The organism is Pseudomonas sp. 2995-1 (assembly GCF_002742505.1).
Classification (GTDB): Bacteria; Pseudomonadota; Gammaproteobacteria; order Pseudomonadales; family Pseudomonadaceae; genus Aquipseudomonas; species Aquipseudomonas sivasensis.
This window is the reverse complement of the sequence record NZ_LJSA01000332.1, coordinates 371,237-384,946: the sequence shown is the minus strand read 5'-3', so window position 1 is coordinate 384,946 and position 13,710 is coordinate 371,237. Positions and strand designations below refer to the sequence as shown.

13 protein-coding genes are annotated in these 13,710 nt (G+C 59.5%); 7 read left to right on the top strand and 6 right to left on the bottom strand.

The window, feature by feature from the left end; genetic code table 11:
• Position 1 precedes the first annotated feature (1 nt).
• From AOA61_RS10785 to AOA61_RS10770, 4 genes are read right to left on the bottom strand one after another with little or no spacing between them, the layout of a single operon-like run.
• Complete coding sequence (locus AOA61_RS10785) at positions 2–739, bottom strand: amino acid ABC transporter ATP-binding protein (RefSeq protein WP_032884313.1); 738 nt, start codon at positions 737–739, stop codon at positions 2–4.
• Complete coding sequence (locus AOA61_RS10780; RefSeq protein ID WP_095185177.1) at positions 726–1,376, bottom strand: amino acid ABC transporter permease; 651 nt, start codon at positions 1,374–1,376, stop codon at positions 726–728. Before AOA61_RS10780 ends, AOA61_RS10785 begins: the two co-directional genes overlap by 14 nt.
• Positions 1,373–2,041 carry an amino acid ABC transporter permease gene (locus AOA61_RS10775; RefSeq protein ID WP_017736949.1) on the bottom strand — a complete coding sequence of 223 codons (669 nt, stop codon included), beginning with the start codon at positions 2,039–2,041 and terminating at the stop codon, positions 1,373–1,375. The genes AOA61_RS10780 and AOA61_RS10775 overlap by 4 nt, the downstream gene beginning before the upstream one ends.
• 17 nt (positions 2,042–2,058) lie before the next feature.
• Positions 2,059–2,844, bottom strand: a complete 786-nt coding sequence (locus AOA61_RS10770) for a transporter substrate-binding domain-containing protein (RefSeq protein ID WP_017530859.1) — start codon at positions 2,842–2,844, stop codon at positions 2,059–2,061.
• A gap of 265 nt (positions 2,845–3,109) precedes the next feature.
• Between AOA61_RS10770 and AOA61_RS10765 the strand changes: the two genes are divergently transcribed.
• The 5 genes from AOA61_RS10765 to AOA61_RS10745 all read left to right on the top strand — a co-directional run bounded on the left by AOA61_RS10765 (position 3,110) and on the right by AOA61_RS10745 (position 8,338).
• Positions 3,110–3,805 (top strand): FadR/GntR family transcriptional regulator, encoded by a 696-nt coding sequence (locus AOA61_RS10765; protein ID WP_032884308.1) that lies wholly within the window; start codon positions 3,110–3,112, stop codon positions 3,803–3,805.
• 121 nt (positions 3,806–3,926) lie between these two features.
• A complete protein-coding gene (trxA, locus tag AOA61_RS10760; protein ID WP_015886460.1) occupies positions 3,927–4,256 on the top strand; it encodes a thioredoxin TrxA in 330 nt (109 codons plus the stop codon).
• Positions 4,257–4,491: 235 nt separating this feature from the next.
• On the top strand, positions 4,492–5,751 hold the full coding sequence (gene rho / locus AOA61_RS10755) for a transcription termination factor Rho (protein WP_003176825.1): 1,260 nt from the start codon (positions 4,492–4,494) through the stop codon (positions 5,749–5,751).
• Positions 5,752–5,906: 155 nt separating this feature from the next.
• Positions 5,907–7,373 carry a 4-hydroxy-3-polyprenylbenzoate decarboxylase gene (gene ubiD, locus AOA61_RS10750; protein WP_032884305.1) on the top strand — a complete coding sequence of 489 codons (1,467 nt, stop codon included), beginning with the start codon at positions 5,907–5,909 and terminating at the stop codon, positions 7,371–7,373.
• Positions 7,373–8,338, top strand: a complete 966-nt coding sequence (locus AOA61_RS10745) for a CDP-6-deoxy-delta-3,4-glucoseen reductase (protein WP_032884304.1) — start codon at positions 7,373–7,375, stop codon at positions 8,336–8,338. The genes ubiD and AOA61_RS10745 overlap by 1 nt, the downstream gene beginning before the upstream one ends.
• A gap of 76 nt (positions 8,339–8,414) precedes the next feature.
• Here AOA61_RS10745 and AOA61_RS10740 read toward each other — a convergent pair whose 3' ends face one another.
• Positions 8,415–8,897, bottom strand: coding sequence for a sn-glycerol-3-phosphate transporter (locus tag AOA61_RS10740; protein WP_099601737.1), 483 nt, complete (start codon positions 8,895–8,897; stop codon positions 8,415–8,417).
• Positions 8,898–9,240: 343 nt separating this feature from the next.
• Here AOA61_RS10740 and AOA61_RS10735 point away from each other — a divergent pair, with 343 nt between their 5' ends.
• Together AOA61_RS10735 and AOA61_RS10730 are read left to right on the top strand one after the other, a co-directional pair.
• Positions 9,241–11,628 carry a TonB-dependent siderophore receptor gene (locus AOA61_RS10735; protein WP_032884301.1) on the top strand — a complete coding sequence of 796 codons (2,388 nt, stop codon included), beginning with the start codon at positions 9,241–9,243 and terminating at the stop codon, positions 11,626–11,628.
• 27 nt (positions 11,629–11,655) lie between these two features.
• Positions 11,656–12,309: a gamma-glutamylcyclotransferase gene (locus AOA61_RS10730; RefSeq protein WP_099601736.1), complete on the top strand. Its 654-nt coding sequence runs from the start codon at positions 11,656–11,658 to the stop codon at positions 12,307–12,309.
• Here the strand turns inward: AOA61_RS10730 and glpT are convergent.
• A complete protein-coding gene (gene glpT / locus AOA61_RS10725) occupies positions 12,306–13,643 on the bottom strand; it encodes a glycerol-3-phosphate transporter (protein WP_032884299.1) in 1,338 nt (445 codons plus the stop codon). The two genes, AOA61_RS10730 and glpT, sit on opposite strands and share 4 nt — an antisense overlap.
• Positions 13,644–13,710 lie beyond the last annotated feature (67 nt).

Here is a 13,710-nt window from a genome sequence, read left to right as displayed (position 1 = left end):
ATCAGGCGTGGGCTTCTGTTGTACCGATGAAGTTTGCCAACTCAGCGGTCTGGGGATTGGCAAACAGCAGTTTTGGATCGCCGACTTCATGCACCTTGCCCTGGTGCATAAATACCAGCTTGTCACCGACTTCCCGGGCGAAGCGCATTTCATGCGTCACCATGATCAAGGTCATACCGTCCTTGGCCAGCTGGCGCACCACGCTGAGCACTTCGTTGACCAGCTCCGGGTCCAGGGCTGAGGTGATTTCATCGCACAGCAGCACTTTGGGTGACATAGCCAGGGCCCGGGCAATGGCGACGCGCTGTTGCTGGCCGCCGGACAAGCGATCTGGGAAAGCGTCGAATTTCTCTCCCAGCCCAACGCGTTCCAGCATCTGCTTGGCCAACTGTGCCGCTTTGGCCTTGGGTACTTTCTGCACCACTTGTGGCGCGAGCATGACGTTTTCACCCACCGTCAGGTGCGGGAACAGGTTGAACTGTTGGAACACCATGCCGACTTTCTGCCGCAGGCTGCGCAAGTCAGCGCGGGCGGCATCAAGGTATTCGCCGTCGACCTCGATCACTCCATCGTTAATCGACTCCAGGCCATTGAGGGTGCGCAGCAGGGTGGATTTACCCGAGCCGCTGCGGCCGATGATCGCCACCACCTGGCCTTCTTCAACCGTCAGGTCGATGCCCTTGAGGACGTGGTGATCGCCGTAATACTTATGCAGGGCGGAAATTCTAAGCAGAGGCATGCAGTCTCCTTTCCAGGTAGCGAGCACTGAGGGACAAGGGGTAGCAAAGCAGGAAGTAACCGAGGGCCACCAGGCCGTAGACCATGAAGGGCTCGAAGGTTGCGTTGGCGAGCATGCCGCCGGTCTTGGTCAATTCGGTGAAGCCGATGATGGAGGTCACGGCGGTGCCTTTGACCACCTGCACCGAGAACCCCACCGTTGGCGCCACGGCGATCCGCAGGGCCTGGGGCAGGATCACGTAGCGCAGTTGTTCAAGCGGATTCAGCGCCAGGCTGGCCGAGGCTTCCCACTGCCCGTGGGCGATGGAGTCGACACAACCGCGCCAGATCTCAGCGAGGTAGGCGCTGGTAAACAATGTCAGGGCAATCGCCGCTGCCAGCCACGGTGAAATATCCACCCCCAGCAGCGCGATGCCGAAGAACACCAGAAACAGCTGCATCAACAACGGCGTGCCCTGGAACAGCTCGATGTAGGTGCGCGCAAGATTGCGCGCGAACGCCTTGCTGCTGATGCGCATGGTCATCACCAGCAAGCCGATCAGGCCACCGCCGATAAACGCCACCAGTGACAGCAACAGCGTCCACTGCAGGCCCGTAAGCAGATTGCGTACGATGTCCCAGAAGGAAAAATCACTCATCGGCTATTCCTCATCACAAAGCGGCGGCCGATCCAGTTGAGCAACTGGCGAATCATCAACGCCATGCACAGGTACACCAGGGTGGTCAGGGCATAGGTTTCAAACGCGCGAAAATTACGCGACTGAATAAAGTTGGCGGCGAAGCTCAGCTCTTCGGTGGCGATCTGTGAACACACCGCCGAACCGAGCATCACGATGATGATCTGGCTGCTCAGTGCCGGCCACACTTTGCCCAGCGCCGGCAGCAACACCACATGGCGGAACGCTTCGAAACGCGTCATTGCCAAGGCTGCCGCAGCCTCCAGTTGCCCGCGCGGGATGGCCTGGATGCCGGCGCGAATGATCTCCGTGGAGTAGGCCCCCAGGTTGATCACCATCGCCAATACGGCGGCTTGCCACTCGGTAATCTTTAGCCCCAGGGACGGCAGGCCAAAGAAGATGAAGAACAGTTGCACCAGGAACGGCGTGTTGCGGATCAACTCGACATAGACGCCGAAGAACCAGGCAAACGGCTGGATCTTCCACGCCCGCACCACCGCGCCGACGGTGCCCAGGGCCACCCCCAGGATCGCACCGATGGCCGTCAGCTCAAGGGTGAACAACGCGCCGCGCAACAGCAGATCGGTATTGGCCAGCACCGGCACAAAGTCAAATTGATACGCCATGAGTCAGCTCCGTCGTATCAAAGATCGGCGGGCAGCGGCTCTTTCAGCCATTGCATCGCGTTCTTTTCCAGGCTGCCATCGGCCTTGGCCGCGACCAGGATCTGGTTGACCTTCTCCAGCAGCGCCGGCTCGTTTTTGTTCACGCCAACGTACACCGGCGAATCTTTGAGTTTCACTTTCAGCGCTGGCACGCGTTTCGGGTTGCGCTCGCTGATCGCCACCATCACCACGTTGCCGCTGGCGATCAGGTCGACCTGGCCTGCCAGGTAGGCGGCGATGGTGGAGTTATTGTCTTCGAAGCGCTTGATGGTCGCTTCCTTGGGCGCTACTGCGGTCAGCTCGATGTCTTCGATGGCGCCACGGGTCACGCTGATGGTCTTGCCCTTAAGGTCGTCGGTGCTGCTGATGGCGGCATCAGGTGGGCCGAATACGGCCAGGTAGAACGGCGCGTAAGCCTTGGAGAAATCGATGACTTTTTCCCGCTCCGGGTTTTTGCCCAGGCTGGAGATCACCAGATCAACCTTGCCGGTGGTGAGGAACGGGATGCGGTTGGTGCTGTTGACCGGGGTCAGCTCCAGCTTGACCTTGAGTTGGTCGGCCAGCAGCTTGGCAGTATCGATGTCCAGGCCGCGCGGCTTCATGTCGGGGCCGACCGAGCCAAACGGCGGGAAGTCCTGGGGCACGGCTACCTTAAGGGTGCCACGGGCGACGATATCGTCCAGCCCATTGGCCTGGGCGGGTGCCTGGCTCAGCATCAGGCTGGCAAACAGGGCAGTGAGCAGGGCGCTGTAGCGCTTAGTCATGGCAACTCTCCGAAAAGGGCGAAAGGATTTTCTGGATTTGGCTTGCTTGCGTGATTGCACAGCCCATGCCAGTAGGCTCGAAATCGTCTGTAAGGCTGGGATTTGTTGAGCTTCATTGGTCTTACTGGTCTGAACAGTGGCATAGCCTTTCGCACCCTTTTCGAGCGCCGGCAAAAACCTGCGAGCCCCTTTGGGGCGTGGCTTGCCGCCGGCCGCGAATAGCTTTACAACTAGCCGCTCTGCTGACTGAAACCTTGAGTTTTTTATGAATTCCATCGCCCAAGCCGTACCGGAAGCGGCCCTGCAGGCCATTCGCAAACTGATCAAGGAGCAGGGCTTCGGGCCAGGCGACGCGTTGCCGTCCCAACGCGACCTGGCGGTGCAGTTGGGCGTGAGCCGAGCGTCGTTGCGTGAGGCGTTATCGTCCCTGAGTGCGTTGGGCGTGGTCAGCGTGCTGCCGGGCAAAGGCGTATTCGTGCAGGCGGCGGAGGACGCGCCGGGCTTTGCCTGGCCTTTCGCGGCCCAGGCCACGCCGTTGGATATCTTCCAATTGCGCTATGCGCTGGAGGGGTTTGCGGCGGGGCTGGCGGCGGTCACGCTGACCATCGATGAGCTGGACAGTCTTGAGGACAACGTTGAGGCGATGCGCAAGGTGCTCAAGGCCGGCGACTTCGACGCCGCGGCGCGGCTGGACTTCGAGTTTCACCAACGCATCCTGTTGGCCAGCGGCAACCAAGCGATGGTGAGTATTCTCAGTGCCAGCGCCGAGGTGTTCCTGGAAAGTCAGAAATTACCGTTCATCCGGCCAGAGCGGGCCATGGAAACCTGGCAGGAACATCGCAAAATTTTGCGTGCCTTGGCCCGGCGTGCGAGTGCGACAGCGCAGAAAACCATGCAGGAACACGTACGTAATGCAGCGCTACGCACGGGCATTACCTTTGTGAGTCCCGTCGCGTCTTGAATTGGGCTATACCCAAACTCATGCATCACCATAGCAAGACTCAATCAGAGGCGGCTTCCTGAACGGGGGAAGGGCGGCTATGATGGGCAACGTTTTTTTTGCTTACAATCCGGAGACATCCATGAGCAACGATCTTATCAAGCACGTCACCGACGCGACCTTTGAGGCCGAAGTACTCAAGGCTGCTGGCCCGGTGCTGGTTGACTACTGGGCTGAATGGTGCGGCCCTTGCAAAATGATCGCTCCGGTCCTGGACGACATTGCAACTACTTACGAAGGCAAGCTGACCATTGCCAAGCTGAACATCGACGACAATCAGGAAACCCCGGCCAAGCACGGTGTGCGCGGTATTCCTACGCTGATGCTGTTCAAGAACGGCAACGTTGAAGCCACCAAAGTAGGTGCGCTGTCGAAGTCCCAGCTGCAAGCTTTCCTCGACGCCAACATCTAAGCGTCGTCAAAAAGGCCCCGCAAATTGCGGGGCTTTTTCGTTAAACAGGGCTAGACGCTCCGAAATTCAGGTGGTACATTCGGCCCCGCACTGGTTTCTCCACTGCCCCCTGCAAGCCGTCGCCGACGCATTCCTTTTCGATTAGTACGCGATCCTGTCGCCTTCTCTGCGGCGCGGCCTCATTAAGCCAAAAGCTTAATTTCCCCCCCTCCATAAATGATTACGTCATTCCTATATGAATCTGACTGAACTCAAGCAAAAGCCGATTACCGACCTGCTCCAATTGGCCGAAGAAATGGGCATAGAAAATATGGCCCGTTCGCGCAAGCAGGACGTGATTTTCTCCCTGCTCAAGAAGCACGCGAAAAGCGGCGAGGAAATCTCCGGTGATGGCGTGCTGGAGATTCTCCAGGACGGCTTCGGCTTCCTCCGCTCTGCAGACGCTTCCTATCTCGCCGGCCCAGACGATATCTACGTCTCGCCGAGCCAGATCCGTCGCTTCAACTTGCGCACCGGTGACACCATCGTTGGCAAGATCCGTCCACCGAAGGAAGGCGAGCGTTACTTCGCCCTGCTCAAGGTCGACACGATCAACTTCGATCGTCCAGAGAACGCGAAAAACAAGATTCTCTTCGAGAACCTGACCCCGCTGTTCCCGACTGTGCGCATGAAGATGGAAGCCGGTAACGGTTCCACCGAAGACTTGACCGGTCGTGTGATCGACCTGTGCGCTCCGATTGGCAAAGGCCAGCGTGGCCTGATCGTCGCACCGCCGAAAGCCGGTAAGACCATCATGCTGCAGAACATTGCAGCGAACATCGCGCGTAACAACCCTGAAGTTCACCTGATCGTATTGCTGATCGATGAACGTCCGGAAGAAGTGACCGAAATGCAGCGCACCGTGCGCGGCGAAGTGGTTGCCTCGACGTTCGATGAGCCGCCAACCCGCCACGTGCAGGTTGCTGAAATGGTGATCGAGAAGGCCAAGCGCCTGGTCGAACACAAGAAGGACGTGGTGATCCTGCTCGACTCCATCACCCGTCTGGCCCGTGCTTACAACACAGTGATCCCGAGCTCCGGCAAGGTATTGACCGGTGGTGTCGATGCCCACGCCCTGGAGAAGCCGAAGCGTTTCTTCGGCGCCGCGCGGAACATCGAAGAAGGCGGCTCGCTGACCATTATCGCCACCGCGCTGGTTGAAACCGGCTCGAAGATGGACGAAGTGATCTACGAAGAGTTCAAGGGTACCGGCAACATGGAACTGCCTTTGGACCGTCGCATCGCGGAAAAACGCGTGTTCCCGGCAATCAACATCAACCGTTCCGGCACCCGCCGCGAAGAGTTGCTGACTGCCGACGACGAACTGCAGCGTATGTGGATCCTTCGCAAGCTGCTGCACCCGATGGACGAAGTTGCAGCCATCGAGTTCCTTATCGACAAGCTGAAAACCACCAAGACCAACGACGAGTTCTTCCTGTCGATGAAGCGTAAGTAATACGACGTTTCAGGTCCGAAAGAATGGCGCCCCCAGGGGCGCCATTTTTTTTGCGCGTTTTTTAAGCGCATTCGGCAGTCAAATGCACCGCGATAAGCTGCCAGCCAGCCTCAGAGCAGGTAGGATGTACGCCTATTTTACGGGTGGCATGGTTAATGAAATTCAAGGATCTTCGGGATTTCGTGCAGCAACTTGAGCAGCGCGGAGAGTTGAAACGTATCCAGGTGCCGGTTTCCCCAGTGCTGGAAATGACTGAGATTTGCGACCGTACCCTGCGTAGCAAGGGCCCGGCGCTGCTGTTCGAAAACCCGACCGGCTTTGATATTCCGGTGCTCGGCAACCTGTTCGGCACGCCCGATCGCGTGGCGTTCGGCATGGGCGCCGAGTCGGTCAGCGAACTGCGCGAGATCGGCAAACTACTGGCCTTCCTCAAGGAGCCCGAGCCCCCCAAGGGTCTGAAGGACGCCTGGTCGAAGCTGCCGATCTTCCGCAAAATCATTGCCATGGCCCCCAAAGTGGTCAAGGACGCGGTGTGCCAGGAAGTGGTCATCGAAGGCGATGACGTCGACCTGGCCATGCTCCCGGTGCAAACCTGCTGGCCCGGCGACGTCGGCCCGCTGATCACCTGGGGCCTGACCGTCACCAAAGGCCCGAACAAAGACCGTCAGAACCTCGGTATCTACCGTCAGCAAGTGATCGGCCGCAACAAGGTGATCATGCGTTGGCTGAGTCACCGTGGCGGCGCGCTGGACTTCCGTGAGTGGTGCGAAAAACACCCTGGCCAGCCGTTCCCGGTTTCCGTGGCCTTGGGTGCAGACCCCGCCACCATCCTGGGCGCTGTGACCCCTGTGCCGGACAGCCTGTCCGAATACGCCTTCGCGGGCCTGTTGCGTGGCAACCGTACCGAGCTGGTCAAATGCCGTGGCAACGACCTGCAAGTGCCCGCCACTGCTGAAATCATCCTCGAAGGCGTGATCCACCCTGGCGAGATGGCCGACGAAGGTCCTTACGGCGACCACACCGGCTATTACAACGAAGTCGACAGCTTCCCGGTATTCACCGTCGAACGCATCACCCACCGGATCAAGCCGATCTACCACAGCACTTACACCGGCCGTCCGCCGGATGAGCCGGCCATTCTCGGCGTGGCGCTCAACGAAGTGTTCGTGCCTATCCTGCAAAAGCAATTCCCGGAAATCACCGACTTCTACCTGCCGCCGGAAGGCTGTTCGTACCGCATGGCCATCGTGACCATGAAGAAGTCGTACCCTGGCCATGCCAAGCGCGTCATGTTGGGAGTGTGGTCGTTTTTGCGACAGTTCATGTACACCAAGTTCGTTATTGTCACCGACGACGACATCAACGCCCGCGACTGGAACGACGTGATCTGGGCCATCACCACGCGCATGGACCCCAAGCGCGACACGGTGATGATCGACAATACGCCGATCGACTACCTCGACTTCGCGTCGCCGGTATCGGGCCTGGGCTCTAAGATGGGCCTGGATGCTACCCACAAATGGCCGGGTGAAACTACCCGCGAGTGGGGTCGGGTGATCGTCAAGGATGAAGCCGTGACCGCGCGCGTCGATGCGATGTGGAAAGAATTGGGAATAGATTGATGCGTGTAACCCTGCAACCTTCCGGCGCCGTGCTGGAGCTGGTCCCCGGCGAGCGAATCCTCGAAGGGGCGCGCCGCCTGGGCTACGAATGCCCGCAGGCCTGTCGCAATGGCGTCTGCCACGTGTGTGCCGCGCTGCTGGTGGAAGGCCGGGTGCAGCAAGCAGGTGAGGTGCGCGACCACGGTGAGTTCTACACCTGCATCGCCGAACCGTTGGAAGATTGCATTGTGTTGTGGGATGGCGTGTTGGCGCCGGGAGAGTTGCCGTTGCGCAAGTTGTCGTGCCAATTGAGTGAATGCGTAGAGGTCGGTGGTGATGTGTGGCGCGTGCGCCTGCTGGCCCCGGCCGGCAAGGCGGTGCGCTACCACGCCGGGCAATACCTGATGATCGAACGGGAAAATGGCGAAAAATCCGCATTCTCCCTAGCGTCGGCGCCTCACTCCGGGCGCGAGCTGGAACTGCATGTGCTGGCCCGCGAGGACAGCGCGCGCGCCCTGCTGGAACAGCTGCAACGCAATCAGATGGCCCGTGTGGAGTTGCCGTTTGGCGATACCCATCTGGCTGAACTGCCGGACGGTCCGCTGGTGTTGATCGCCGCCGGCACCGGTATGGCACAGATGCATAGCCTGATCGAACATTGCCGCGCCTCCGGCTTCAAGCACCCGGTGCACCTGTACTGGGGCGTGCGACGCCCGGAAGACTTCTACCAGATCGAACACTGGGACCAATGGCTGCAACTGCCAAACTTGTTCCTGCACAAAGTCGTCAGTGATCTGTGCGGTTGGGAAGGACGCTGCGGTTTGCTCCATGAAGCGGTGTGCGAGGACATCGCCGACCTCAAGGCCGTGCACGTCTACGCCAGCGGCTCACCGGCGATGATCTACGGCACGCTGGATGCGCTGGTCGACGCCGGCATGGATGCGCATCAGATGCGCGCCGACGTATTCGCCTACGCGCCGCGCTGATCCATTCCAAGAGCCGCCGGCTTTTTGTGGTGAGCGGGCAAGCCTGCTCATCACAAAAGCCCCGCTCAGTGCTCGCTTAGAAGCGCACGCCGGTCGTCACCATCGCCGCATTGAACCCCAACAACACCAACTCCGCCGCCACCGGCCCGTAATGGGTGCCTACCGACGGAATAATCACCGGCGCCACACCGAAACGGTTCAATGGGATCTTGTCGCGGTACTTGCCGCGATAGCCCTGGATCGCCCCGCCCGTGACCTTCAGGTACACCGGATAGTCGGTCATGTCATAGCGCTTGCCCGCGTAGGCGTAGTACGAGCGCTGGCGGAACGAGTTGCGAAAGGTTGCCCCGCCATACACCAACCCTGAGGCTTCATTGCGCTCCAGGCCAATCAGGTCTTGGTTGTTGTTGTGGTCCTTGTCCGGCGCGAAGTGCCGAGTGTAGACGCTGGTCTGCGCGTACCAGAAGCCCTTGTCGTCTTCGGTGAAGGGCGATTCGCCAGCTAGCGCGGTGGTGGCCTGGGCCAGCAATAACAGGCCAGGCAGTCGAAAATTCTTCATGGGTGCGACCTCGGTAGTCGGTTTGATGGGCGGCTAAGTGGGTCGTGATGTGCACCCTATTTTGACGGCTTGGCGCGTGCCCAGGCTGAACCGGGGCTGAAAGTAACGGGATCGCTGCGGATAATCCTGACGGAGGGGACCCTGGGCTTATGCACTCTCTTATTCCTTAAAGGTATTTAATTTGTTACATGAATATCTTTAAGCTATATCGCAACGGACTACCGATTTTCTGCCAATCACCAACAACTGACCGCCACCGCCCGCCAGCCGGATCGATCGTATGAGCTCAGAGCACTGACGTTCTGATGTTTGATTACTGATTCATAAGGGAAAGGGGAGCGGTATGGGGAGCTACAAGAAACACGCGCTGTACTCGGCGATTTTGTCGGCCAATTTGCTGACCGCTGTGAGCTTCAATCCAGTCTTTGCGGCCGAAACGTCCGCCACCGATGCACCCAAACTCGACACCGTGATTGTCACCGGCACCCGCGCTCAGGAGCGTACGGCGAGTGCTTCACTGTCACCCATCGATGTGATTTCCGGTGACAGTCTGCGCAGCACCGGCTCCGATGAGCTAGGCGCAGTGCTGGCGCGCCTTATTCCATCAATCAATTTCCCACGCCCAAGCCTGGTGGACGGCGCCGAATTGGTGCGGCCTGCACAGTTGCGCGGCCTGTCACCTGATCAGGTGCTGGTGCTGGTCAACGGCAAGCGCCGCCACACCAGTGCCTTCGTCAACCTGGGCGGCGCAGTGGGCCGTGGGTCGGCACCGGCGGACCTGAATGCGATCCCGCTGTCGGCGGTGGACCATATCGAAGTGCTGCGAGACGGTGCTTCCGCGCGCTACGGCTCGGATGCGATTGCCGGGGTGATCAACGTGATCCTCAAGCACGCTGACCATGGCGGCTCGATCTCCACCAAGTTCGGCGAATACAAGAAGGGCGACGGCATCCAGCGTAATGTCAGCGGCAACACCGGCCTGGCATTGGGCGACAACGGCTTTATCAACCTGTCGGCCGAAGGGGCTGACAACGACTACACCAACCGCGCCGGTGATGACTACCGCACCGGAAGCGTCGGCTCTACCACCTATGGCCAGCGCGTGTTCCGCCAAGGTGAGCCGGCCACCAATGAAGGCAAGTTCCAGTTCAACTCCGAATATTCCTTCAACGACGCGGCCGAGTTCTACACCTTCGGCGGTTACAGCAAGCGGCGTGGCGAGACGGCGGCGTTCTACCGCGCGAGCAATGCGTCCAACAACATCCCGGCGCTCAACCCCAACGGTTACCTGCCGCTGATCAAGGGCAACCTTGAAGACACGTCGTTGGTGGTAGGCCTGCGTGGCTTGCTGGCGTACGACTGGCATTACGACCTGTCGGCCAACTACGGCAAGAACCAGTACGCACTCAGCACTGAAACCATCAACACCTCCCTGGGCCTGGCGACACCGCGCAAGTTCGACAACGGCACCCTGAGCAACGACCAGAAGCAAGTCAGCCTGGACCTGTCCCGCGAGTTCGACGTGGGCTGGCTGCCTTACCCGGTGTCCGTGGCGTTCGGCGGTGAATACCTGCATCAGGGTTATGAAATCGAGGCGGGCGAGCCAGCGTCCTACTTCCAGACCGGCAGCTCTGGGCTGGGCGGCTTCCGGGATGCCGACGCGGGCACCAGCTCTCGTCACAATTGGGCGCAGTATCTGGACCTGGAAACCAACTTCACCGAAAAACTCAGCGCCTCGGCCGCCGTGCGCCATGAGGACTACAGTGACTTTGGCTCCAACGTCAGCGGCTCGCTGTCAGCCCGTTATGACTTCACCCCGCAAGTGGCCTTGCGCGGCAGTGTGTCCAACGGTTTCCGCGCGCCGTCCCTGGCCCAGCAGAACTTTGCCTACACCTCATCGCAGCTGATCGGCAGCACCATCCAGGAAGCCGGTACCTTCCCGGCCAACAGCCAGGTTGCGCGCTTGCTCGGTGCTGAAGACCTCAAGGCCGAGAAGTCGCGCAACTACAGCCTTGGTCTGGTACTGGAGCCGGCCGATGACCTGACGGTGACGGTGGATGTGTACCGTATCGACATTCGCGACCGTATCAGCCTGTCCTCCAACCTCGGCATAAACGCGGCGACGCGTGCCTACCTGCAGGCCAACGGCGTGGGCAACATTGATTACACCACCGCCCGCTACTTCACCAACGCCACCGACACCAGCACCGACGGCGTCGATCTGGTAGCCAACTATCGCTACCAATTCGATAGCGGTATCCGCTGGAACAGCACCGTGGGCTACAACTACAACCATACCAAAGTGACCGATGTGAAACCCAACCCGGCCATCCTCGATAGCCTTGGGGCGAACCTGGTGAGGGTGGACCGTCGCGAGCGCATCGGTTTGCTCGGCGATACCACGCCCCAGCACAAGCTGAGCTTGGGTAACGACTTCACCTACGGCAATTGGGCACTGCACAGCAATTTGGTGCGCTATGGTGAGTTCACCAGCTACCAGGCGGACAAGGTCAACGACCAGACTTTCAAGGCCGCCTGGGTACTGGATTTATCGGCTGACTACAAGCTGAAGAACTGGACCTTCACCTTGGGCGGCGACAACGTCACCGATAAATACCCAGAGAAGGTCAACGCCTTCGCCAGCAGTGGTGGCAATTTGGCCTATAGCACTTTTTCGCCGTACGGTTACAGCGGCGCGTTTTATTACGGTAAAGTTGCTTACAACTGGTAACACACAGGAGGCGTACCGCTTTTCGCCATGACCGCCATAGAAACCGATCTTCAGCAGTTGGCTTACCCTCCGCGGCTCGATCTGGGGCCGCAACTCACTCACGAACAGTTAATGAGCTCGATGCAGGCCACCATGGGCCGGCATAAAGGTGGGCCGGTCTGGCTATTTGCGTACGGTTCGCTGATCTGGCGTCCTGAATGCTCGTCTTCCGAGCGGATGCGGGCGCGGGTCCACGGCTATCACCGCGGCCTGTACCTGTGGTCCCACGAGCATCGGGGCACGCCGGAAACGCCAGGGTTGGTGTTTGGGTTGGATCGCGGTGGCTCTTGCAGCGGGTTCGCTTACCGCTTGCCCGAAGATCAGTTGGAGGCCTCGCTTTACGCCTTGTGGCAGCGCGAGATGCCTTACCCGTCCTACCGGCCGCACTGGCTCAGCTGCCGTCTTGAGGATGGCAGTCAGGTGCAGGCGTTGGGGTTTGTCCTGGAGCGGCACTTGCCCAGCTATGCTGGCAACTTGCCGGATATCGTGCTCAACCATGTGCTGCAAAGCGCTTGCGGGCGTTACGGCACTACTCGCGATTATGTCGAGCAGACCGTAAACGCCCTGCGTAGCCACGCCATGCCAGATAAGAATCTGGAGGCGCGGCTCAAGCGTTGTGCAAAGGGTTGCTCTGGCGATTAACGCGCCGAGCTGACGCTGTTGGTGTGCCACAGCGTTGGGATCAGGAACGCGATAGCCAGCAGGCACGCACCGATCAGCAGTACGAAACCACCGTCCCAGCCGAAGTGGTCCACGGTGTAGCCCATTGCCGCACTGGCTGCCACCGAACCGCCCAGATAACCGAACAGACCGGTGAAGCCCGCGGCCGTACCGGCGGCTTTCTTGGGTGCCAACTCCAGGGCCTGCAGGCCGATCAGCATCACCGGGCCGTAGATCAGGAAACCGATGGAGAACAGCGCAATCATGTCGACCATCGGGTTGCCCGGCGGATTGAGCCAGTACACCAGGGTTGCCACGGTCACCAGCGCCATGAACACCACGCCCGTCAGGCCACGGTTGCCACGGAAGATCTTGTCCGACATCCAGCCGCACAGCAGCGTGCCTGGAATGCCTGCCCACTCGTAGAAGAAATACGCCCAAGACGTTTTATCCACGTCGAAGTGCTTGGCTTCCTTCAGATAAGTTGGCGCCCAGTCCAGCACGCCGTAGCGCAACAGGTAGACGAACACGTTGGCGAAGGCGATGTACCAAAGCATTTTGTTGCGCAGCACGTATTTGACGAAGATTTCCTTGGCGCTGAATTCTTCCTCATGGCTGGCGTCGTAGCCTTCGGGATAGTCGTTCTTGTATTTCTCGATGGGCGGCAGGCCAACCGATTGCGGTGTGTCGCGCATGGTGATGAAGGCAAAGGCTGCTACCGCCAAGGCCACAGTGGCCGGCACATAGAAAGCTGCGTGCCAGTCGTTGAACCACGCCATGCCCAGCAGGAACAGCGGACCGATCAGGCCGCCACCGACGTTGTGCGCCACGTTCCACACCGACACTACACCGCCGCGTTCTTTCTGCGACCACCAGTGCACCATCGTCCGCCCACTTGGCGGCCAGCCCATGCCCTGGGCCCAGCCGTTGATGAACAGCAGAATGAACATCATGGTCACGCTGGACGTTGCCCAAGGTGCGAACCCGAAAATGAACATCACACCCGCCGATATCAGCAGGCCGAAAGGCAGGAAGTAGCGTGGGTTGGAACGGTCGGACACCAGGCCCATGAGGAACTTGGACAGGCCGTAGGCAATGGCGATGGCCGACATCGCCAAGCCCAGTTGACCACGGGTGTAACCCTCGTCGATCAGGTAGGGCATGGCCAGGGAGAAGTTTTTACGCAGCAGGTAATAACCGGCGTAACCGAAGAAAATACCGGCGAAGATCTGCCAGCGCAGTCGTCGGTAGGTACTGTCTATTTTTTCTTCAGGCAGGGGCGCCTGATGCGCGGCAGGACGAAAGAAAGCAAACATTCAAGAGCTCCAAATTTCTTGTTTTGACTGCGGATGCGAATGTTACAGTTTCGTTACCGAAAATAGC